Here is a 21,958-nt window from a genome sequence, read left to right on the forward strand (position 1 = left end):
ATACCTAGCCAAGCAGGGCTAGGTATGTGGGAGCTCTTTTTCTGTTTTTGAAATCAGCCGAATATCCAAAAAAACAGCGTAAAACAAAAAAAGCTTGTAGAAAAACATCGTTTTCTCTACAAGCTGACAAGCATATTAAAACATGCTTGTTTTTATTTGAGATATCATTAGTTACTACTTAGTTGTTTCTCTTAATTGCGTTGCGTATGCCACAAGACATACTGCACTATAAAATGTCATAGCAACACCAAGTAATAATACTATCCAATTAAAAGTAACTGATAATTCAATGGCCCTACTTATAGTAACTAGAGATACTCCAACTGAACAAAGGGCTGCTAAGATAGGCAGATTTTTAATCAAGTTATCACACTCCAAATTATATTCAATTTCAATATATCATACTTTTTTCCTTGAAATCCATTATTTATATAAAGAAACTGAGGTGAAAGATAAACGATTCAGAAGCTTGGGTTTTAATGTGGGTATCCCCTCTTTAGTTTTCATGAGAAGTTTAAGCAGAGATTGCATGTTGGTTGTCGAAGGTGAACGAATAACTTTGCTGAATATCGTTACAAATTCTACAAGACAAGATATTTGCCGGAAGTTTTAATGACTAGTTTAACGTTTATATGGAGAATCAAAGCATGAAATGGGTGTTAGATCATGTAGCATCCTTTTTATTATTCCTTGAGGAAACGAAGCATATTAACAAACGAGAAATCTAAAAAACAATTGTTGCTCAATATTACAGTCACAAATGAAGGGGGTCCTTTTGCTGTGTCTACTGTTTCTATTATATGTTGAGCGTTGAAGCAAAAAATAAGATCTCAGTCGGTTATATGTACCAGTAGCAGTGTTATCTAATGCTCTGTCACTTTCAGCTTTTGTTGAGGGAAGTAACAATGGATCAATAAAGATTGCTTGGATAGAGTGGCAGCATAAATAAAAAATCCTTCCGACGTTCCCTATTAAACGATAGAAGGATTTTTTTTATGCTCACCAATTGTACTCAAAAGCAGGTGTAAAAATATAAAACGATTACACGTTTAACGTCCGGGTTCTAAGTCCTCCAGCATTTCCATCATGGTGTTGTCGTCCATCACATTCATAGCGCTTTGATCAAATTGAATGGGTTCAGCATAATGCGGCTGTCTTTTTTTCGCTCCTGTCTCAGTTTGCCTTGTTTGAGTCTGGGTATGCTGGTGCTGGGTTTGCTGCGCTCCAGCATGCTGATGCTGACGGCCATTTTGCTGTTGGCTTTGATTTTGCGAACGTTCCTGATTATTACCGCCGCCAAGTGCTTGTTTGACCATATTCCCTACATTAGAATCATCTAACATGTTATTTTTAGAATTTTGTCTGTTCATTTGTCCTGAGATAAACCCGCTAATTCTGTGGCGGATCTGTGGTGATAAAGCAGCAATAAGCAAAGTTGACCCTATAATCATTGTTGCGGGGCTGAGTCCTTTCCGCTGATTGAACAACGTGATCCCTCCTTTAATAGTGTATTGATATTTTCCCCTCTAATTAGACAAATTAACCGCTTTATTTCCCGGGAAAGCATTTCCGTTATATTTTCATGCATAATTAGAACCAATTAGAAAAACCTATAACTAAAGTGATAAAGGAGGAATTCACATGCTTGGAAAAAAACAAGTCCTTGCGTCCATGCTTCTGATCCCTTTGCTTATGACTGGCTGCGGTATGGCTAATCAGGGTGAGGGCAGACGTGATAATAATGCAAATCCAGAAAACGTTAACTACCGAAATCCAGTAAACGATAATGGCACAGGAAATATTAACGGTGCCAATAATAATCGTGACAATGTCGATAATAATGTGACTGACAATGTCAACAATAACGATAACGGCAACATCGATGGTAATGATAACCGTAAATTAGAAGTTGCTGACGACGCTGCTGATAAAATCAAAGATATCAAAGAAGTAAAACATGCAAATGTCATTGTTGCTGGAAATCAAGCATATGTTGCGGTTGTATTAGCAAATGGAAATAAAGAAGTTGGAAAAGATCTCAAAAAGAAAATTTCTGATAAAGTGAGAGACACTGATAAAAACATGGATAATGTTTACGTTTCTGCGAATCCAGACTTTGTAGACCGGATGCAGGGATATGGCGAGCGGATACAAAATGGCGATCCGGTTGCAGGATTCTTTGATGAATTCAGTGAAACTGTACAGCGTATATTCCCGCAAGCTGAATAAATGAAAAAGCCGCATAATTTGTGCGGCTTTTTCTTTGCGTTAATGACACACCGCCAATGCAAGCTGCATAGAGTAAAAATAAAAGGTACAAGACGGACCGGCTCAGGGGGGGAGACGTTTGCGGGATGGCATAGGAAAGCGTGCGGCATCCGCTCTATTCCTGTGTGGAGTCCTTGTGATGCTGGCTGTAAGCTCGGCCATCGTATCAAGCACGATGTATATACTGTCTTTGCCAGGGCAGGCATCTGGTATAACAAAAGAACAAGTGACGAAGCACATGAAGAAAGAGTCATTCAAACAGGCTGATATTTATTACACATCTAAGGAAAAGTCCTTACTGCCATTGACGAAAGATACGCTTGAATATGCGGTAAGTATTAATCAGATTATGATTGGATATACGAATCAAAAGCCTATTGATATTATTTTTTTTTCTAACGAAAAACAGATGGAGGCTTACTCTGGTTTACTGGATGTCGTCGGTTTTTATTCTGAACGGGAGCAGCTAATTGGATTGTTGCCAGAAGAGAAAGCGAAACTTTTAGAAGGTGACGAAGTAGCGGTTTATTTATACCAGAGATTGTTGATTCATGAATACACGCACCATGCGTTTCACCAGAAATTAAAGGAGCTTGAAGCTGATCCCGATGAGTTTCCATTATGGTTTCACGAAGGGTTAAGCGAGTGGATCGCGAACTATGAACTGCTCATAGATCCGATCACTTTTTCTGTCGTGCCCTTTGACAGTTTGCAGACAGATCAAGATTGGCAGGAGGCCCGAGTCGAATATGACACTGATGTCTATTTGCAAAGCTTTTATATGATCAATGAGCTGACGGGCAAATACGGGAAAGACATTATTTTAGAAATGATAAAGGAAACGGCAAAAAAAGGGGACTTTAAAAAAGGGTTTCAATCGGCAACAAATGAAAGTCTTGATCATTTTGAGAGAGAGTTTAAGAAAACATTTGAAAAAAATAGTGCGGCATTGGATAAATCTATCCAATGCCTTTGTTATTAATGAAGTTCTTGCTGGCCCATACCGCCTTGAGTTGGAGGCATTTGTCCTTGTGCTGGAGCAAATGAATTTCTCAATTGTTCCATATCCTGAGCATCTAGCTGAGGAACTTGGTAATAGCCGTGTTTGTTCTGGTATAAGAAAATTTCAAATGCCATTTCAACATACTGCTGAATTTGCGCTGACAGTACGCGTCTTACGGCTGGGTTTGTCATTTCCAGAGAAGCCATTGTTAGCATAGAGGCCTGTGCTTTAACCGCGCAAAGCATTTGTCGGCTGATGATGCTGTCATCAATATCATTCATGGATTGAGCCGGTTTTTTAGGCTGTGACGGCTGCATGCCATAAACAGTCTGGTTGTCTTCCTTCATCATATAAGTTGCAGTTTTTTGTGAAGGTTCGCTTCCTGTTTTGAAGCATTCTGCAGTTAAGTTATATTGAGACGTAATGAATTGATGCTGACGATCAAGGATGTTTAATAATTCCTGATCCTTACAAAATTGTCTCAGCATCATAAACTGATCAAGCACAGTAAGTGTTCCGGAAAGCACCTCGTGCATGTCAAACATTTCATGTCCGCCGTGATTTTGATGCGGCTTGCCAGGAATACCTTTGTTCATTTGGGATTGCTGCTGATTTAACTGATCCAAACCGAATTCCTCCTTTTTTTTCAGATCAGCTATATTTTCTGTCAGTCTGCCGTGATTTATGCAGAAGCCTGAAAGGAATTATATGCTGTTTGTCGAAATGATAAGCAGACAAAGTCGAAGTGTATCTTAAGGGAGGAAAAAACAATGAGGCGTATTTTGCATATTTTGTTGATCACGGCATTGATGTTCTTGAATGTAATGTACACGTGCGAAGCCGTAAAGGCAGCTGAACCGCACCAGCCGATATCGGTTGAGAAGGCAATACAGCAAAAAGAAGGTCAGGCGCTTGTCGAAGGATACGCTGTCGGACAGGCTGTTTCCCCGCGGAACTATAAGCTGACAAGCCCTTTTTCAAATGATTATAATGTCGCGCTGGCAGACAGTAAAAACGAGACATCGTCCGATCACATCCTTCCCGTACAAATCCCCTCTGCCTTCAGAAGCCAATTTGGGCTGCAAACCAATCCGCTTCTGCTTGGAAAAAAGATGACTGTTCAAGGAAAGCTTGAAGATTATTTTAACACGACAGGACTTAAGAACGTTCAGTCAATGGAATTAACTGATGATACGACAACTCCGCCGGCTGAACAGCCAGTCACAATAAATGAAGCGCGGGGGCGGCTGAATGACGAAGTAACGATAAAAGGGGTCGTCACTGCTGATCAAAGTGCAATCGGAGGCGGAAAGCTGTCAACCTTTATGCAGGATGATACCGGAGGCATTAACATTTATTCGCCCTCCCCTAAATCATTTCCCGAATTAAAAGAAGGCATGGATGTCACGGTAACAGGGAAAATCACGACATACCAAGGGCTGACAGAAATCGTTCCAAACTCGTCAGGCATCAAAATCAACCAGTCAAACCAACCTACCCCTGCCCCTAAACATGTAACAATAAATGAACTGATTAACAGCAGTCTTGGTGATCAGTTTGAAGGCCGCCTTGTGACATTAAAAGCATTTGTTTCCTCAATTCCAAATTCTCCTGCCGGCGGCGGTTACAATGTCACGATGATTGATGAAGACCATCATGCGATGACGCTCCGGGTTATGACTGAAACAGGTGTGATTGGCGAACTTAATGAAGGCAAATGGTATGAATTTACCGGTGTGTTAAGCAGATACCAATCCTTTCAGCTGCTACCGCGAAAATCGTCTGACCTGAAGCTGCTTGAAGAACAGCCCGCACCTCCGTCTGTGGAGGGTGAATATGAAGGTATTGTTGACCGGGTTGTTGACGGTGATACCATTCATCTTAAAACTCCAGTACTTGGAACGACAAAAATCAGGTTTGTAAATGTAGATACACCTGAAACGTATCACACACCCAAAAATGAAGCAGACAAAAATCAATTACGATTTGGCAAAAAAGCATCTGACTATCTAAAAACGGTTCTGTCCCCAGGAGATAAAATTACGGTTAAGGTCGGAAGGGAAGCAAAGGACAGCTATGGCAGACTTCTTGGACAGGTCATAACCGAATCGGGCTCAAATGTGAACTTAGAGCTTGTGAAAAATGGCTATGCTCCGACGTATTTTATTTGGCCGGTTGACAATGAAGAGGATTATCAGCAGTTTCAAGCTGCCGTAGCTGCTGCGAAAAAAGAGAAAAAAGGAATTTGGAATGAAGACGATCCCCTCTTGGAAATGCCGTTTGAATTTAGAGCCAGAGAGCAGGGAAAAGGCCTGACAAGATATGTGGGAGATTCTTCAAATAAAACATATGTACATCCGGCTGACTGGATGCAGGTAACTGTGGAAAACAGAATTTTCTTCGCCTCAGCAAGTGAAGCGGAGAACGCAGGATATAAAAAGAGGCAAACGGCACCTCAAGAAAATGTGCCGCTTCGAATTCTCAGCATGAATGATTTGCATGGCAAAATTGATCAGCAATATGAGCTTGATCTCGATGGGAACGGAACTGCAGACGGCACATTTGGGCGCATGGACTATGCTGCCGCATATTTGAAAGAGAAAAAGGCCGAAAAGAAAAACACACTGATTGTGCACGCTGGAGATATGATCGGAGGCAGCTCTCCAGTTTCATCTCTTCTTCAAGATGAACCGACTGTAGAACTGATGGAGGACATCGGATTTGATGTCGGAACTGTAGGCAACCACGAGTTCGATGAAGGTACGGATGAACTGCTGAGGATCCTAAATGGCGGAGATCACCCGAAAGGCACAAGCGGATATAATGGACAGAACTTTCCTCTAGTATGCGCTAATTGTAAAATGAAATCTACAGGAGAGCCCTTTTTGCCGGCATATGACATCATAAACGTGGAGGGCATACCCGTTGCTTTTATCGGGGTTGTCACACAGTCGGCCGCGGGTATGGTCATGCCTGACGGAATAAAAAACATCGAGTTTACAGATGAAGTAACAGCAGTGAATGAGGCGGCCGAAGAGCTGAAGAAAAAAGGCGTGAAGGCCATCGCGGTTCTCGCGCATATGTCAGCCGAACAAAACGGTGCCGCAATTACCGGTGAATCTGCTGATCTTGCAAACAAAACAGATTCCGAAATCGACGTCATATTTGCAGCGCATAATCATAAGGTTGTTAACGGTGAAGTGAATGGAAAACTGATTGTTCAGGCGTTTGAATATGGAAAAGCGATAGGTGTTGTTGATGTAGAGCTCGATAAAACGACAAAAGACATTGTCAAAAAGTCAGCCGACATCGTATATGTCGATCAAAGTAAAATAGAACCGGATGCCAGCGCGTCAGCCATTTTAAAGAAATACCAAACACTGGCTGAGCCAATTATCAGCGAGGTTGTCGGCGAAGCGGCTGTTGATATGGAAGGGGGATATTCAAATGACGGTGATACGCCTCTAGGAAACCTCATTGCGGATGGCATGCGAGCGGCCATGAAAACGGATTTTGCTCTTATGAATGGCGGCGGAATTCGGGAAGCGCTGAAGAAAGGTCCCATTACGTGGGGAGATCTTTACAATATCCAGCCATTCGGAAATGTGTTAACGAAGCTTGAGATTAAAGGAAAAGATTTAAGGGAGATTATCAATGCGCAAATCTCGCCGGTTTTTGGGCCTGACTACAGCATCAGCGGGTTTACGTATACGTGGGACAAAAAAACCGGAAAAGCTGTCGATATGAGAATGGCAGATGGCACCGAGATTCAGCCTGATGCCACATATACATTGACAGTCAACAATTTTATGGCGACAGCAACAGGCACTAAATATCAGCCAATCGGATTGCTTGGGAAAAATCCGGTAACAGGGCCTGAGGATTTGGACGCAACAGTTGAGTACGTAAAAAGCTTTGATGAGCCTATTGTGTATACAAAAGAGGGAAGAATTAAACTAGCTGAAGCAATTGGCATTGAAGACCCAGTAACAGAAGAGCCAGTAACAGAAGAACCAGTAACAGAAGAACCAGTAACAGAAGCCCCAGTTACGGAAGAGCCGGTTAAAGAGGATCCAGAGCCTGGGGAAGACCAGACTGATATAAAAGAAACTCCAGGTACTGTGCCAGTTCATCAGCTGCCGCCTTCAGACATGTTGAGATTAGGTGAAAAGCCGAGTGGTGAAAGAAATGCTAACATTGCCGGCAAGATCAGCACATTGCCTTTGCAAAACGGAACTTCGAAAGGTGGGTCTGAACATCAGCTTCCAGATACTTCAGCAGGCCATTATAACTTTATGGTAATCGGTGCGGCGGTCACACTGTCAGGAACCTATCTATATGTCAGAAGAAAAAGGAGCGCCTCCAGAACGTGAGAAAGGCTATTCCACTCGTCATCATTGTGGTCGGTCTTGTGATCATAGGCTATGGGGGCTTTAAATTGATCGGTACGAATATGAAGACCGAACAGACATTAAAAGAAGCAAAACTGGCGACTGAAAAGCCGCAGGAAGCTTCTGATACGAAACAAAGCGCAGGTCAAGCAGGGAACAAAGCATCATTTAAGCCTGAGACCGGCCAAGCGAGCGGTATTCTAGAAATACCTAAAATCAACGCAGAGCTTCCGATCGTTGAGGGTACCGATGCAGATGATTTAGAAAAAGGTGTCGGGCATTACAAGGACAGCTATTATCCTGACGAAAACGGGCAAATTGTGCTGTCGGGACATCGGGATACCGTGTTTCGCAGGACGGGGGAGCTGGAAAAAGGGGACCGGCTTCGTATAATCCTGTCATATGGAGATTTCACATATGAAATTGTGAAAACAAAAATTGTCGATAAAGATGACACATCCATTATTACGCTCCAGCATGAAAAGGAAGAGCTCATTCTGACGACCTGCTATCCGTTTTCATATGTCGGAAACGCCCCAAAGCGTTATATTATATACGGAAAACGAGTCACTTAAAAAGCCGCAGTCAATTCCTGCGGCTTTTCTTCATGAAAAATATGTGTCGAACAGGTTTTCTATATCAACTGGGAAAGGCGCTTCGGCAACAATCAGCTCGCCGGTTATCGGGTGAACAGCTTGTACCTTTTTGGCGTGCAGCGCCTGTCTGTTTAGCAGCTTGCTCCCGCCTCCATAGAGCGCATCTCCTGTCAGCGGATGGCCAATGCTCGCCATATGAACACGAATTTGGTGTGTTCTGCCTGTTTCTAGCTCCAATTCTACGAGCGTCAGTCGCTCTTTCGCATTGCTTGCAATTACCTTGAAATGCGTGACGGCTGTTTGTCCGCTTAGTGAAACCCGGCGTCTTGTCGGGTGTGATCTGTCTCTGCCGATCGGTGAATCAATTGTACCTTTTTTTGCTTTTAGGTTTCCTTCAACCATGGCGGTATACGTGCGCTTTAGCGTCTTTTTCTCTAACTGCTGATCCAGGATGGCGTGTGCCAAACGATGCTTGGCAAAAACAATTGCGCCAGACGTATCCTGATCAAGACGATGGACGTGGCGCACCTTGCCTATTTCCCCATTCACCTGATAATGGTAAGCAATCAAATTAGCCAGTGTGCCGGTTTGGCCATCCTCATTTGGATGCGTTGGTATGCCCGAAGGCTTATTGACGATCAGCATATGATTGTCCTCAAATAAAATATCAAGATCTCCATACTCTGGTATGACGGATGATTCTTCACTTTCCTGAAGGTCAATGAACACACGGTCTCCTTTTTTGACGATAACATTATTTATGACGGATTCGTGATTGACCTTTACCTGATGATGGGACATCCAGTCTTGAATCACGGGTTTAGAGGCTTTAAGCGCTGTTTTCAGTACAGAAAACAGCCATTGGCCATCTTGTTTTTCATTGATGAGGAGCTCAAGCCCTCTGCCTTTTTGTTTCATGCTAATTGGCTCCTTTTCGAAGCAGAAGGCTGCTGTTTCTCATAGGAAACACTTACCTTAGCTTTCGTGTTTTTTTCTGTGCTATTCTTGATTAAGACTTAGGATATTCGATGGCAAGAAAGGTGATTGACGTGAGAATTGTGAACGCAGCAACTGCAGAACAGGAGAGCGTTATCAAGGAGCTGTCAATGGAGCTGATCCATGATGTTTTTCCTTTTTATTTCTCCGAACTGGACATTCAGCGCTTTAAAAAGAAAGGCGTTCTGTCTTTAAATAACCATTATTACCAAGGAACATTAAAAGAAGCATTTCAAATCATGGCTTGTCTCCAAATGATACATATTATCCTGACAAAGCCTTCGCCGCACACTGATTTGAATAATCAAGAGATTTTTGATAGAAACAGCAAGATGCTGAATGATTTTGGGATTTATTTTCCGTTTGCTTTTTCTGACTTTCAAACGAAGACAAACAAAGCCTTTTTCGGCAACAGAAGGCTGATATAATCAGGCAGCAAGAGCTTTTTTATCTTCAGAAAAGCTCTTATTTGTATCAGAGAAATCATATCATAAAACCTTTCCTCTAACTCCCTTTTTAATCGGCACGTGTCTGAACATACTAATGATTGAAAGGGGTGCTGACAATGAGTTCAGTAAGAAATACAATGACAACGCAGGTGGCAACCGTCTCTCCGAATCAAACGATTCAGGAAGCGGCTTCTCTCATGAAACAGCATAACGTCGGGGTAATTCCCGTTGTAGAGCAAGGTGTTTTAAAAGGAATGCTGACTGACCGTGACATTGCATTAAGAACCACAGCTCAGGGCCGAGATGGCCAGACACCCGTTTCAGAAGTGATGTCAACAGACCTCGTATCGGGAAATCCTAATATGAGTCTGGAAGACGCGTCACAGCTGATGGCCCAGCACCAAATCCGCCGCCTTCCTATTGTAGATCAAAACAATCTAGTCGGGATCGTTGCGCTTGGAGACCTGGCAGTCAATCAGATGTCGAACGAGTCTGCTGGAGAAGCGCTGACAAACATTTCTCATCAAAACATTCATTAATAAGAAAGAGCTTGCGGTGTGCAGGCTCTTTCTTCACATAAACCTTACTTTTTGAAAGCAGGCATGTTTCGGGGTATAGTGAGTGTATACATATGTCTTAATTCGGATTAAAGGAGTTGTACGCAGTGATTAAAGCGTTAATTTTTGATTTTGACGGACTGATTCTTGATACAGAAACACACGAATATGAAGTCCTTCAGGAAATATTTGAGGAACACGGCTCAGTCCTGCCGTTATCCGTCTGGGGAAAGGTCATTGGAACAGCCGCGGGATTTCGGCCGTTTGAATATTTAGAAGAGCAGATCGGCAAAAAGCTGAACCATGAAAAGCTGACAACATTGCGAAGAGAACGGTTTGCGAAACGCATCGAAACAGAAAAAGCAAGACCGGGTGTCGAGGCGTATCTGAATGCGGCAAAGGATTTAGGCTTAAAAGTAGGCCTTGCCTCCAGCTCTGATTATAAATGGGTATCGGGCCATTTGAAGCAAATCGGCCTGTTTGATGATTTTGAGGTCATTCAAACGGCGGATGATGTGGAAGAGGTGAAGCCGAATCCTGAACTGTATTTATTGGCCGCAAAGAATTTGGGCGTATCACCATCAGAATGTCTCGCGTTTGAGGATTCGGTCAATGGTTCGATTGCTGCGAAAAGAGCGGGCATGAAGTGTGTCATCGTCCCGAATAAAGTAACAAGCACCTTGATGTTTGAAGATTATGATCACAGGCTTGAATCAATGGCGGAGATGGAACTCGCCTTATTGCTTGATCATCTGAATAAACACTAGAGAGGAGCGAGTAGATTGTCTGAGAAATTAGATTTGACCCGTTTTGAAAAGAAAATGGTCATTCGCAATATCGAAGAGAAAGACATTGACAAGATTATCGATCTTCAAAAGGACAGCTTTCCAGGAATGGAGCCTTGGAAGCGGGAGCATTTAATCAGCCATCTGGAACACTTTCCCGAAGGGCAGTTTTGTGCAGAATTTGAAGGTGAAATTATCGGTTCGTGCTCAAGTCTCCTGATTAATTTTGATGAATATGATGACCGCCATACGTGGCAGGACATTACAGATGATGGTTACATCACCAACCATAATCCAGACGGCTTAAATATGTACGGAATTGAGGTCATGGTGCATCCGAAGTACAGACGAATGAAGATCGGCCACCGTTTGTACGAGGCGAGAAAGGACTTGGCCAGACGCTTAAATCTGAAAAGCATCATTATAGGAGGTCGGATCCCGAACTATCATAAATATGCAGAAGAAATGACGGCGAGAGAGTATGTTGAACAAGTAACCCGCCACCAAATTTACGATCCGGTCCTATCTTTTCAACTGATGAACGGCTTTACCCTTATGCGGATTAATCCGAATTATCTCCCGGATGATACAGCTTCGATCAAATATGCGACGCTGATGGAATGGAATAATGTCGATTATCTTCCGCAGCAGACAAAACGTTATTATAAATCAGCGTTCCCTGTGAGAATCTGTGTGATCCAATATGAAATGAAGAAAATTTATTCCTTTGAGGAATTTGCGAATCAAGTGGAATACTACGTCGATGTCGCTTCTGACGCGAGATCTGATTTTGCGGTGTTCCCGGAAATTTTCACAACCCAGCTCATGTCTTTCCTTGAGGAACGGTCACCGAGCTTGGCGATACAGAGAATTACCGAGTATACGGAAGATTACATTAGCCTATTTACTGATTTGGCCGTGAAGTACAACGTCAACATTATCGGCGGATCTCATTTCGTTGAAGAGGAAGGCAAGATTTATAATATCGCTTACCTGTTCAGACGGGACGGAACGATTGAGAAGCAATATAAACTCCATATTACGCCGAATGAACGTAAATGGTGGGGAATCAGCGCCGGAGACCAGGTTCGCGTGTTTGATACGGATTGCGGAAAAATCGCGATTCAAATCTGTTATGACATTGAATTTCCTGAGCTCGCCCGGATTGCGGCGGATAAAGGCGCAAAGATCATTTTTACGCCATTTTGTACAGAAGACCGCCAAGGCTATTTGCGTGTCAGATACTGTTCGCAGGCTAGAGCAGTTGAAAATCAAATTTATACGGTTATCTCAGGAACGGTTGGAAACCTTCCGCAAACGGAAAATATGGATATCCAATACGCTCAGTCAGGCATCTTTGCACCATCAGATTTTGAATTCGCCAGAGACGGTATTGTCGGTGAAACAAATCCGAATATCGAAATGGTCGTCATCGGCGATGTTGACCTGGAAATTCTCAGAAGGCAGCGCCAAAACGGTACGGTGCGCCAGCTAAAAGACAGACGGCGAGATGTTTATCATATTCAATATAAAAAATAATCCCGAAACCCGCCTGGAATTGGCGGGTTTTTTAAAAGAAAACGGAATTGAAACGATTACGCGCTTTCTTTAAAATAAAAGTAAATTGTATATTGGAATAGAAGGTGCCCTTATGGAGTTTCTGCTTGTTTTAGTTCCTGTTTTCGGAATTTTCGCAATTGGTTATATCGGACAGAAAACGCTTGGCTTTGATATTCAAACACTGTCCAAAATGTCATTATACTTAATGTCTCCGTTTCTGGCGTTAGATACGTTTTATACGAATAAACTGACGATGGATTATGTCTATCTTTCCATTTTTGTGCTGGGGCTTTGCTTGATTCTTGTTCTATTTGTCTACTTTTTATCTTTCTTTCATAAGTACCCGAATCAAGATCGTTGTGCCATGATCCTATCATCCGCTTTTATGAATAACGGCAATTACGGGACGCCTGTTGTTCTGCTGGTGTTTGGGACAGCCGGGCTGGACACGGCTGTTGTGTTAATGGTGCTGCAGCAGTTAATCATGAGCACTATTGGCATGTATTATGCGGCAAAAGGAGGTTCGAAGGAAGGCGGATTTAAAATGGTCATGGCCCGGGTCATCCGTATGCCTGTTGCGTATGGTGCACTTTTAGGCGCAATACTACAGCTTACGCGTATTTCAATTCCTAAAGAGATAATGACGGGTATTGAACTGGTCGGAAATGCGGCCATTCCGACGATTATGATCATACTTGGCATGCAGCTTGCACTGATATCTTTTAAGCATATTGAATACAGAAAAATTTCTTATGCATTGCTTTTAAAGCTGATGGTATCTCCGGTAATTGCGCTTGGCTTCACGTTTATCTTGCCGGTGGATGACATGACAAAACAAATCATGATTCTCGTCGCCGCTATGCCGACAGCTGCCAATACGACTTTAATGGCTGTCCAGTTTAATACAAGGCCGGAAGTCGTTTCGAGCGCGACCTTTATCAGCACGATGCTGAGTATTGTCACCTTGCCTGTTTTGCTTTGGATGCTGCATCCTCTTTCAACTTGAGAAAGAGGAAGTTTTATTATTTCCTGGGTTTATTGACTCCAACCCCGTCTGGCTTTATATTGAAGGCAGGGAAATCATCACCAAGACATCACATAAGAATAGGTCTGTTTCAATTGAATTGGCACTTTAGTGAACGCTAATGAAATGGAGATGATGGGATGGAAAACATTCAGCAAAATCAGGAAATAAAGCAAAAAGATGAGCAATTTGTGTGGCATGCTATGAAGGGAGCGCATCAAGCGGACAGCCTGATTGCCCAAAAGGCCGAAGGAGCCTGGGTGACCGACATAGATGGACGCCGCTATTTGGATGCAATGTCCGGTTTGTGGTGTGTCAACATTGGTTACGGGAGAAAAGAGCTTGCGGAGGCTGCCTATGAGCAATTAAAGGAGCTGCCTTACTACCCGTTAACGCAAAGTCACACACCGGCGATTCAACTCGCGGAAAAGCTGAATGAATGGCTTGGCGGCGATTATGTCATCTTTTTTTCCAATAGCGGATCGGAAGCAAACGAAACTGCTTTTAAAATCGCCCGCCAATACCATCTGCAAAACGGCGACCACAGCCGTTATAAATTCATCTCTAGATACAGAGCGTACCACGGCAACACATTGGGAGCGCTCTCAGCTACCGGCCAGGCGCAGCGAAAATATAAATATGAGCCTTTAAGCCAGGGGTTCCTGCATGCAGCTCCTCCAGATGTATACCGGAACCCAGAGGATGCGGACACGCTAGAAAGCGCAAATGAAATTGACCGCATCATGACATGGGAATTAAGCGAAACGATTGCCGGGGTCATCATGGAGCCCATCATTACAGGCGGAGGCATCTTAATGCCGCCGGAAGGATATATGAAGAAGGTGGAGGACATTTGCCGCCGTCACGGAGCTCTTTTGATTTGCGATGAAGTCATCTGCGGGTTCGGACGGACAGGCGAGCCGTTCGGATTTATGCATTATGGCGTGAAGCCTGATATCATTACGATGGCAAAGGGAATCACCAGCGCGTATTTGCCATTGTCAGCGACTGCTGTTAAACGGGACATTTTCGAAGCATATCAAGGTGAAGCTCCCTATGACCGTTTCCGCCACGTAAACACGTTCGGCGGAAGTCCGGCTGCCTGTGCATTGGCGTTGAAAAACCTGCAAATTATGGAGGATGAACAGCTGATTCAGCGATCCCGCGACCTTGGGGCAACACTTTTGGGTGAGCTTCAGGCTTTAAGAGAGCACCCGGCAGTCGGAGATGTTAGAGGGAAAGGATTGCTGATCGGAATCGAGCTCGTCAAAGATAAATTGACAAAAGAGCCGGCTGATGCCGGTATCGTAAACCAAGTGGTTGCGGCGTGCAAAGAAAAGGGGCTGTTCATCGGTAAAAACGGCGATACAGTCGCCGGCTACAACAACGTCATCCAGCTCGCGCCGCCATTTTGCCTGACAGAAGAGGACCTTTCCTTTATCGTGAAAACGGTGAAAGATAGCTTCCAGACGATTTAATAAAAGTGATTTGTTAAAGGAGCACACGATGAGTTTTCACAACCAGCCCATTTTACCGGCTATTCGCAATATGAAGCAATTTGATGAGTTTTTGAACAGTTCATTTACCTACGGTGTTATTCTTGATATTCATCTCGGCCAGCTAAAAGGCGTAATCAGAGAAGCGCAAAAGCACGGAAAGAACATGATGGTACACGTCGATCTCATTCAAGGAATTAAGCATGACGAATACGGAGCGGAGTTTATATGCCAGGATATCAAGCCCGCTGGGATTATTTCCACAAGATCAAACGTGATTGCCAAGGCGAAGCAGAAGAAAATTTATGCGATTCAGCGCCTGTTTCTGCTTGATACAAGTGCGATGGAGAAAAGCATGGAGTTTGTCGGCAAGCATAAGCCCGACTTTATTGAAGTGCTGCCCGGCATCGTCCCATCACTCATTCAAGAAATTAAAGAGAAAACGGGAATTCCCATCTTTGCTGGCGGTTTCATTCGTACGGAAGAGGATGTAGACAAGGCCTTGAAAGCAGGGGCTGTAGCTGTTACAACATCTAATACCAAATTATGGAATAAGTATGAAAACTTTTTGAACGGAAAGTGATTGACACCGCTTTCATTCACTGATACAATTGCACTAGGTTAATACAATGTGATGGAGAATCCGGAGACCCACAGCAGCTCTTTACGGTAAATAATTATGCACCCGTAAAGCGGTTTGTTGTGGTTTTTTTATTCTCTATCATACTTCTTAATCGCAACTTAGGAGGAATTATCTATGACAGCATTTTGGGGAGAACTAATCGGTACGATGCTGCTTGTTATTTTTGGTGCAGGTGTTTGTGCAGGAGTCAATTTAAAGAAATCGCTTTCATATCAATCTGGCTGGATTGTTGTTGTATTTGGATGGGGATTGGGTGTGGCAATGGCTGCTTATGCGGTCGGCGGCATCAGCGGCGCCCATCTTAATCCCGCGTTAACGATAGCATTTGCTTTTGTTGGTGAATTTCCGTGGAATGAAGTTCCGGTTTACATTGCGGCGCAAATGATTGGAGCGATCATCGGTGCGGTGATTATCTATCTGCATTACCTGCCTCATTGGAAGTCAACGGATGACCCCGCTGCCAAGCTGGGTGTGTTCTCAACAGGCCCGAGCATTCCGCATACATTTGCAAACGTTTTAAGTGAAGTGATCGGGACATTTGTCCTTGTGCTTGGAATCCTGGCCATTGGGGCAAATCAATTTACAGAAGGGCTTAATCCTTTAATCGTCGGTTTCCTCATTGTAGCGATCGGTATTTCTCTAGGAGGAACCACGGGATATGCGATTAATCCGGCCCGTGACTTAGGTCCGCGGATTGCACACGCTTTTCTTCCGATCCCGGGCAAGGGATCATCAAACTGGAAGTACGCATGGGTTCCGGTAGTCGGCCCGATTTTGGGCGGCTCATTCGGCGGCGTATTTTACAATGCCGCATTTAAAGGGCACATCACAAGCAGTTTCTGGATTGTAAGCGTTGTATTGGTTGTGGTATTGTTAGGACTCTATGTCTATACGAAATCACATTCTGCTAAAACATTATCAAATTCAGAATATATGTAATCAAAGGGGAGACATCTTATGGAAACGTACATTTTATCCTTAGATCAGGGGACGACAAGTTCAAGAGCGATTCTGTTTAACAAAGAAGGCAAAATCGTTCACTCCGCTCAAAAGGAATTTACACAATACTTCCCGCATCCAGGCTGGGTTGAGCATAATGCGAATGAAATTTGGGGATCAGTGCTTGCTGTTATTGCATCAGTCATTTCTGAATCGGGCATCAGCGCTTCTCAAATTGCCGGCATCGGCATTACGAATCAGCGTGAGACGACGGTTGTGTGGGATAAGGATACAGGAAAGCCTGTCTATAATGCAATTGTTTGGCAGTCCAGACAGACGTCCGATATTTGTGAGGAACTTCGTGAAAAAGGATATAATGATACATTCAGAGAAAAAACTGGTCTTTTAATCGATCCATACTTTTCTGGCACGAAGGTGAAATGGATTTTAGACAATGTGGAAGGCGCAAGAGAAAAAGCGGAAAAAGGCGAGCTGCTGTTTGGAACGATTGATACATGGCTCATTTGGAAAATGTCAGGCGGAAAAGCGCATGTGACCGATTACTCCAATGCCTCCAGAACGCTGATGTTTAATATTTACGGTTTAAAATGGGATGAAGAACTGCTCGACATCCTAGGCGTTCCGAAATCCATGCTGCCTGAAGTGAAGCCGTCTTCCCATGTGTATGCGGAAACTATTGATTATCACTTCTTCGGACAAAATATCCCGATAGCGGGAGCGGCGGGTGACCAGCAGTCCGCACTGTTCGGCCAGGCGTGCTTTGAAGAAGGCATGGGGAAAAACACATACGGCACTGGATGTTTCATGCTGATGAATACAGGGGAAAAAGCAATTAAGTCCGAACACGGGCTTTTGACAACAATCGCTTGGGGCATTGACGGAAAAGTTAACTATGCGTTAGAAGGAAGCATTTTTGTCGCAGGCTCTGCCATCCAATGGCTGAGAGACGGATTGAGAATGTTCCAAGATTCTTCGCTTAGTGAATCTTATGCAGAGAAAGTGGATTCAACTGACGGCGTATATGTTGTTCCGGCATTTGTCGGATTGGGAACGCCATACTGGGACAGCGACGTGCGCGGTTCGGTTTTCGGCCTGACAAGAGGGACAACAAAAGAGCACTTTATTCGTGCGACACTGGAGTCATTGGCTTATCAGACAAAAGATGTGCTTGATGCAATGGAAGCTGATTCAAACATTTCGTTAAAGACGCTTCGTGTAGACGGAGGGGCTGTGAAAAATAATTTCCTGATGCAGTTCCAGGGGGATCTTCTGAATGTTCCTGTTGAGCGTCCGGAAACTAATGAAACAACTGCGCTCGGTGCAGCTTATTTGGCAGGTATTGCTGTGGGATTCTGGAAGGACCGTTCTGAAATCGCGAACCAGTGGAATCTGGATAAACGGTTTGAACCTGAGTTAGAAGAAGAAAAACGAAATGAGCTGTATAAAGGCTGGCAAAAAGCCGTCAAAGCAGCTATGGCTTTTAAATAAAATCATAATATGATATAATAGTTACAAGTTAATAAGAACGGTCCTGAGATGAGGAGAGACCACAGCACCAAAGTGTAAGCATGCACTTTGGCTGTTGTGGTCTCTTTTTCTATTTACACACCGTGACAACAAGGAGGAGCAATAATGAAACAACAATTCTCAAGTCTTGAAAGAGACCGCATGCTGACAGACATGACGAAAAATACCTATGATCTATTTATTATCGGAGGAGGAATTACAGGAGCGGGAACAGCTCTTGACGCGGCATCAAGGGGAATGAAAGTCGCGCTTAGCGAAATGCAGGATTTTGCGGCGGGAACATCAAGCCGATCAACCAAATTGGTTCATGGCGGCTTGCGTTATTTAAAACAATTTGAAGTGAAAATGGTTGCTGAGGTAGGGAAAGAGCGGGCGATTGTTTATGAAAACGGCCCGCACGTCACTACACCGGAATGGATGCTCCTTCCGTTTCATAAAGGCGGCACATTCGGTTCATTCACAACCTCTATCGGTTTAAGAGTTTATGATTTCCTGGCAGGTGTGAAAAAATCAGAACGTAGAAGCATGCTTTCGGCAAAAGAAACGCTGCAAAAAGAGCCATTGGTGAAAAAAGACGGCTTAAAAGGCGGCGGGTACTATGTGGAATACCGCACTGACGATGCAAGACTGACAATCGAGGTCATGAAGGAAGCAGTCAAATTTGGGGCAGAGCCTGTGAATTATTCCAAAGTGAAAGAGCTCCTTTATGAAAAAGGGAAAGCAGTTGGCGTATTAATTGAAGACATGCTGACAAAGAAAGAATATAAAGTGTACGCGAAAAAAATTGTCAATGCGACAGGCCCTTGGGTAGACCAGCTCAGGGAAAAAGACCATTCAAAAAACGGAAAGCATTTGCAGCATACAAAAGGCATTCACCTTGTATTTGACCAGTCTGTTTTTCCGTTAAAACAAGCAGTATATTTCGATACACCTGACGGCCGTATGGTATTTGCGATTCCCCGTGAAGGCAAAACATACGTGGGAACAACAGACACCGTTTACAAAGAGGCGCTGGAGCATCCGCGAATGACAACGGAGGATCGTGATTACGTCATCAACTCAATCAATTACATGTTCCCGGAACTGAATATCACTGCGAATGACATCGAATCCAGCTGGGCGGGGCTGCGTCCGCTGATTCATGAAGAAGGCAAAGACCCTTCAGAAATTTCACGGAAAGACGAGATTTGGACATCTGACTCAGGCTTGATCACCATCGCCGGCGGGAAGCTGACAGGATACAGAAAAATGGCGGAGCACATTGTCGATCTTGTGCGTGATCGCTTAAAAGAAGAAGGCGAAAAGGATTTCGGTCCATGTAAAACGAAAAACATGCCAATCTCAGGAGGGCACGTCGGCGGTTCGAAAAATCTCATGTCCTTCGTTACTACGAAAACAAAAGAAGGAATCGCAGCCGGTTTATCAGAAAAAGATGCAAAACAGCTGGCGATCAGATACGGCTCCAATGTAGAGCGAGTATTTAACCGGGTAGAAGCACTGAAAGATGAGGCTGCGAAACGTCACATTCCGGTTCATATTCTTGCTGAGGCAGAATACAGTATAGAAGAAGAAATGACTGCAACACCTGCTGACTTCTTTGTCCGCAGAACGGGACGTTTATTTTTTGATATCAATTGGGTAAGAACATATAAAGATGCCGTTATTGATTTTATGAGCGAGCGATTCCAATGGGATGAGCAGGCGAAAAACCAACATACAGAAAACCTCAACAAGCTTTTACACGATGCGGTTGTACCGCTCGAACAATAAATCATAACGGGCTGTCTTTCAGCCCGTTATTTCTTTTTGTGCCGAAAGTGCCAGACCTCAGGTTATCAAGTGACAGAGGCACCCGCTTCATATAAAATAATGGCATAAGCTGATACATAGGAGGACGAATATGACTTGGAGAATGAGCTATGAACGTTGGAAACAGACAGAAAATTTAGATTCGGAACTGAAAGAACGCCTCATTGAATTAGAGGGGAATGAACAGGCTCTTGAGGACTGTTTCTATAAAAATCTTGAATTCGGTACCGGCGGAATGCGCGGAGAAATTGGCGCCGGGACGAATCGGATGAATATTTACACTGTGCGCAAAGCATCAGCCGGGTTTGCGGCATACATCTCGCAGCAAGGTGAGGAAGCGAAAAAACGGGGCGTTGTCATTGCTTATGATTCCCGCCATAAATCGCCGGAGTTCGCGATGGAAGCGGCAAAAACACTTGCGACACAAGGCATCCAAACATACGTATTTGATGAGCTTCGCCCGACACCAGAGCTGTCATTCGCTGTCAGACAGCTGAACGCCTATGGGGGAATTGTTGTGACGGCAAGCCATAACCCGCCTGAATATAACGGCTACAAAGTATACGGGGATGACGGCGGCCAGTTGCCTCCAAAGGAAGCGGACATCGTCATTGAGCAGGTAAACGCGATTGAAAATGAGCTGACGATCACAGTCGCCGATGAAAACGCGTTAAAAGAAAAGGGCTTAATCAAGATCATCGGTGAAGAGATTGATAAAGTCTATACAGAAAAATTGACGTCCATTTCCGTTCATCCTGAATTATCCGGAGAAGTAGATGTAAACGTCGTTTTCACACCGCTGCATGGAACTGCGAATAAACCGGTGAGACGCGGTCTTGAAGCACTCGGCTACAAAAATGTAACGGTTGTCAAAGAACAGGAACTGCCGGATTCAGACTTCTCTACTGTTGCCTCTCCAAACCCGGAAGAGCATGCGGCATTCGAATATGCTATTAAGCTCGGGGAGGAGCAGAACGCAGATATTCTTATCGCAACAGACCCGGACGCTGACCGTCTCGGTATAGCAGTAAAAAACGAACGAGGCGAATATACAGTACTGACAGGAAACCAAACCGGTGCGCTGCTGCTTCATTACTTGCTTTCTGAAAAGAAAAAACAAGGCATCCTTCCTGAAAATGGCGTTGTACTCAAAACAATTGTCACAAGTGAAATCGGGCGTGCGGTTGCTTCTTCGTTCGGCCTTGATACGATTGATACGCTGACAGGCTTTAAGTTTATCGGTGAAAAAATTAAGGAATACGAGGCATCAGGCCAATACACCTTCCAATTCGGTTATGAAGAGAGTTACGGTTACTTAATTGGGGATTTTGCCCGCGACAAGGACGCTATTCAGGCAGCGCTTTTGGCAGTTGAGGTTTGCGCGTTTTATAAAAAACAAGGGATGTCATTGTATGAAGCGCTCATCAAACTCTTTAACGAGTACGGTTTTTACCGTGAAGGACTGAAATCACTAACGCTGAAAGGAAAACAGGGAGCAGAGCAAATTGAAGCGATCCTTGCTTCCTTCAGACAAAATCCGCCGCAAAAAATGGCCGGTAAACAGGTTGTGACAGCCGAAGACTACGCTGTAAGCAAACGAACGCTTCTGAAGGAAAACAAAAAAGAAGCGATCGACTTGCCAAAATCAAATGTACTGAAATACTTCTTGGAAGACGGGTCTTGGTTTTGCCTTCGTCCTTCCGGAACTGAGCCGAAGGTCAAATTTTATTTCGCTGTAAAAGGAACCTCTTTAGAAGACAGTGAAAAGCGTCTTTCCGCTCTTTCTGACGATGTAATGAAGACGGTAGATGACATTGTAGAGGCTACAGCAATATAATTTGAGTATAGCTGGATCATTGTAAATGATCCGGCTTTTTTCTTTTTCTCATCCAAA

At 43.9% G+C, this 21,958-nt stretch carries 16 protein-coding genes and 3 pseudogenes; 16 read left to right on the top strand and 3 right to left on the bottom strand.

Features of this window, described 5'->3' with window-relative positions:
- Window positions 1-445: 445 nt before the first annotated feature.
- A pseudogene (locus Q3W56_RS14000) lies at window positions 446-728 on the top strand (hypothetical protein).
- 321 nt (window positions 729-1,049) lie between these two features.
- Here the strand turns inward: Q3W56_RS14000 and Q3W56_RS14005 are convergent.
- Window positions 1,050-1,451: a hypothetical protein gene (locus Q3W56_RS14005; protein WP_302895956.1), complete on the bottom strand. Its 402-nt coding sequence runs from the start codon at window positions 1,449-1,451 to the stop codon at window positions 1,050-1,052.
- Window positions 1,452-1,641: 190 nt separating this feature from the next.
- Between Q3W56_RS14005 and Q3W56_RS14010 the strand changes: the two genes are divergently transcribed.
- Both Q3W56_RS14010 and Q3W56_RS14015 read left to right on the top strand, forming a co-directional pair.
- Window positions 1,642-2,229, top strand: a complete 588-nt coding sequence (locus Q3W56_RS14010) for a YhcN/YlaJ family sporulation lipoprotein (RefSeq protein ID WP_019713757.1) — start codon at window positions 1,642-1,644, stop codon at window positions 2,227-2,229.
- A gap of 118 nt (window positions 2,230-2,347) precedes the next feature.
- Window positions 2,348-3,315 (top strand): annotated as a pseudogene (locus Q3W56_RS14015) (hypothetical protein).
- Here Q3W56_RS14015 and Q3W56_RS14020 read toward each other — a convergent pair.
- On the bottom strand, window positions 3,247-3,897 hold the full coding sequence (locus Q3W56_RS14020; protein WP_302895914.1) for a spore coat protein: 651 nt from the start codon (window positions 3,895-3,897) through the stop codon (window positions 3,247-3,249). The pseudogene Q3W56_RS14015 and the gene Q3W56_RS14020 sit on opposite strands and share 69 nt — an antisense overlap.
- A gap of 144 nt (window positions 3,898-4,041) precedes the next feature.
- Here Q3W56_RS14020 and yhcR point away from each other — a divergent pair, with 144 nt between their 5' ends.
- The gene (gene yhcR / locus Q3W56_RS14025; protein ID WP_483298531.1) at window positions 4,042-7,644 is read left to right on the top strand and encodes a sortase-dependent nonspecific endonuclease YhcR; all 3,603 of its coding nucleotides are present in this window, start codon (window positions 4,042-4,044) and stop codon (window positions 7,642-7,644) included.
- Complete coding sequence (gene srtA / locus Q3W56_RS14030; protein WP_302895915.1) at window positions 7,641-8,237, top strand: sortase SrtA; 597 nt, start codon at window positions 7,641-7,643, stop codon at window positions 8,235-8,237. Before yhcR ends, srtA begins: the two co-directional genes overlap by 4 nt.
- A 30-nt stretch (window positions 8,238-8,267) precedes the next feature.
- On the opposite strand, the gene Q3W56_RS14035 is transcribed toward srtA, so the two are convergent.
- Window positions 8,268-9,176 (bottom strand): RluA family pseudouridine synthase, encoded by a 909-nt coding sequence (locus tag Q3W56_RS14035; RefSeq protein ID WP_302895916.1) that lies wholly within the window; start codon window positions 9,174-9,176, stop codon window positions 8,268-8,270.
- Between the two features lie 110 nt (window positions 9,177-9,286).
- Here Q3W56_RS14035 and Q3W56_RS14040 point away from each other — a divergent pair, with 110 nt between their 5' ends.
- From Q3W56_RS14040 to Q3W56_RS14090, 11 genes and pseudogenes are all read left to right on the top strand, one after another.
- Window positions 9,287-9,682 (top strand): YhcU family protein, encoded by a 396-nt coding sequence (locus tag Q3W56_RS14040; protein WP_019713762.1) that lies wholly within the window; start codon window positions 9,287-9,289, stop codon window positions 9,680-9,682.
- Window positions 9,683-9,819: 137 nt separating this feature from the next.
- Window positions 9,820-10,242, top strand: a complete 423-nt coding sequence (locus tag Q3W56_RS14045; protein WP_014113165.1) for a CBS domain-containing protein — start codon at window positions 9,820-9,822, stop codon at window positions 10,240-10,242.
- A gap of 125 nt (window positions 10,243-10,367) precedes the next feature.
- Complete coding sequence (locus Q3W56_RS14050; RefSeq protein ID WP_302895917.1) at window positions 10,368-11,027, top strand: HAD family hydrolase; 660 nt, start codon at window positions 10,368-10,370, stop codon at window positions 11,025-11,027.
- A gap of 15 nt (window positions 11,028-11,042) precedes the next feature.
- Window positions 11,043-12,584 carry a carbon-nitrogen hydrolase family protein gene (locus Q3W56_RS14055; RefSeq protein WP_019713764.1) on the top strand — a complete coding sequence of 514 codons (1,542 nt, stop codon included), beginning with the start codon at window positions 11,043-11,045 and terminating at the stop codon, window positions 12,582-12,584.
- Between the two features lie 112 nt (window positions 12,585-12,696).
- Window positions 12,697-13,611, top strand: coding sequence for an AEC family transporter (locus Q3W56_RS14060; RefSeq protein ID WP_019713765.1), 915 nt, complete (start codon window positions 12,697-12,699; stop codon window positions 13,609-13,611).
- A gap of 158 nt (window positions 13,612-13,769) precedes the next feature.
- Entirely contained in the window at window positions 13,770-15,107 is a 1,338-nt protein-coding gene (locus Q3W56_RS14065) for an aspartate aminotransferase family protein (protein WP_302895918.1), read from the top strand.
- A 28-nt stretch (window positions 15,108-15,135) separates the two neighbouring features.
- A pseudogene (gene glpP, locus Q3W56_RS14070) lies at window positions 15,136-15,712 on the top strand (glycerol uptake operon antiterminator GlpP).
- 170 nt (window positions 15,713-15,882) lie between these two features.
- Window positions 15,883-16,707 (top strand): glycerol uptake facilitator protein GlpF, encoded by an 825-nt coding sequence (glpF, locus tag Q3W56_RS14075; RefSeq protein WP_019713768.1) that lies wholly within the window; start codon window positions 15,883-15,885, stop codon window positions 16,705-16,707.
- 18 nt (window positions 16,708-16,725) lie between these two features.
- Window positions 16,726-18,216: a glycerol kinase GlpK gene (gene glpK, locus Q3W56_RS14080; protein WP_302895920.1), complete on the top strand. Its 1,491-nt coding sequence runs from the start codon at window positions 16,726-16,728 to the stop codon at window positions 18,214-18,216.
- Between the two features lie 141 nt (window positions 18,217-18,357).
- On the top strand, window positions 18,358-20,025 hold the full coding sequence (gene glpD / locus Q3W56_RS14085) for a glycerol-3-phosphate dehydrogenase (protein WP_302895957.1): 1,668 nt from the start codon (window positions 18,358-18,360) through the stop codon (window positions 20,023-20,025).
- A 130-nt stretch (window positions 20,026-20,155) separates the two neighbouring features.
- A complete protein-coding gene (locus Q3W56_RS14090) occupies window positions 20,156-21,901 on the top strand; it encodes a phospho-sugar mutase (protein ID WP_302895921.1) in 1,746 nt (581 codons plus the stop codon).
- Window positions 21,902-21,958: the final 57 nt, after the last annotated feature.

The organism is Bacillus sp. C28GYM-DRY-1, from assembly GCF_030519405.1.
Classification (GTDB): domain Bacteria; phylum Bacillota; class Bacilli; order Bacillales; family Bacillaceae; genus Bacillus; species Bacillus spizizenii_A.

Excerpts from the sequence above, each read along its gene's own strand:
- Q3W56_RS14010 (WP_019713757.1), top strand. The coding sequence starts at position 1,642 with ATGCTTGGAAAAAAACAAGTCCTTGCGTCCATGCTTCTGATCCCTTTG.
- Q3W56_RS14065 (WP_302895918.1), top strand. The coding sequence starts at position 13,770 with ATGGAAAACATTCAGCAAAATCAGGAAATAAAGCAAAAAGATGAGCAA.
- Q3W56_RS14045 (WP_014113165.1), top strand. The coding sequence starts at position 9,820 with ATGAGTTCAGTAAGAAATACAATGACAACGCAGGTGGCAACCGTCTCT.
- yhcR (WP_483298531.1), top strand. The coding sequence starts at position 4,042 with ATGAGGCGTATTTTGCATATTTTGTTGATCACGGCATTGATGTTCTTG.
- Q3W56_RS14005 (WP_302895956.1), bottom strand. The coding sequence starts at position 1,451 with ATGATTATAGGGTCAACTTTGCTTATTGCTGCTTTATCACCACAGATC.
- Q3W56_RS14060 (WP_019713765.1), top strand. The coding sequence starts at position 12,697 with ATGGAGTTTCTGCTTGTTTTAGTTCCTGTTTTCGGAATTTTCGCAATT.
- glpF (WP_019713768.1), top strand. The coding sequence starts at position 15,883 with ATGACAGCATTTTGGGGAGAACTAATCGGTACGATGCTGCTTGTTATT.
- Q3W56_RS14035 (WP_302895916.1), bottom strand. The coding sequence starts at position 9,176 with ATGAAACAAAAAGGCAGAGGGCTTGAGCTCCTCATCAATGAAAAACAA.
- Q3W56_RS14090 (WP_302895921.1), top strand. The coding sequence starts at position 20,156 with ATGACTTGGAGAATGAGCTATGAACGTTGGAAACAGACAGAAAATTTA.
- Q3W56_RS14040 (WP_019713762.1), top strand. The coding sequence starts at position 9,287 with ATGGCAAGAAAGGTGATTGACGTGAGAATTGTGAACGCAGCAACTGCA.
- glpK (WP_302895920.1), top strand. The coding sequence starts at position 16,726 with ATGGAAACGTACATTTTATCCTTAGATCAGGGGACGACAAGTTCAAGA.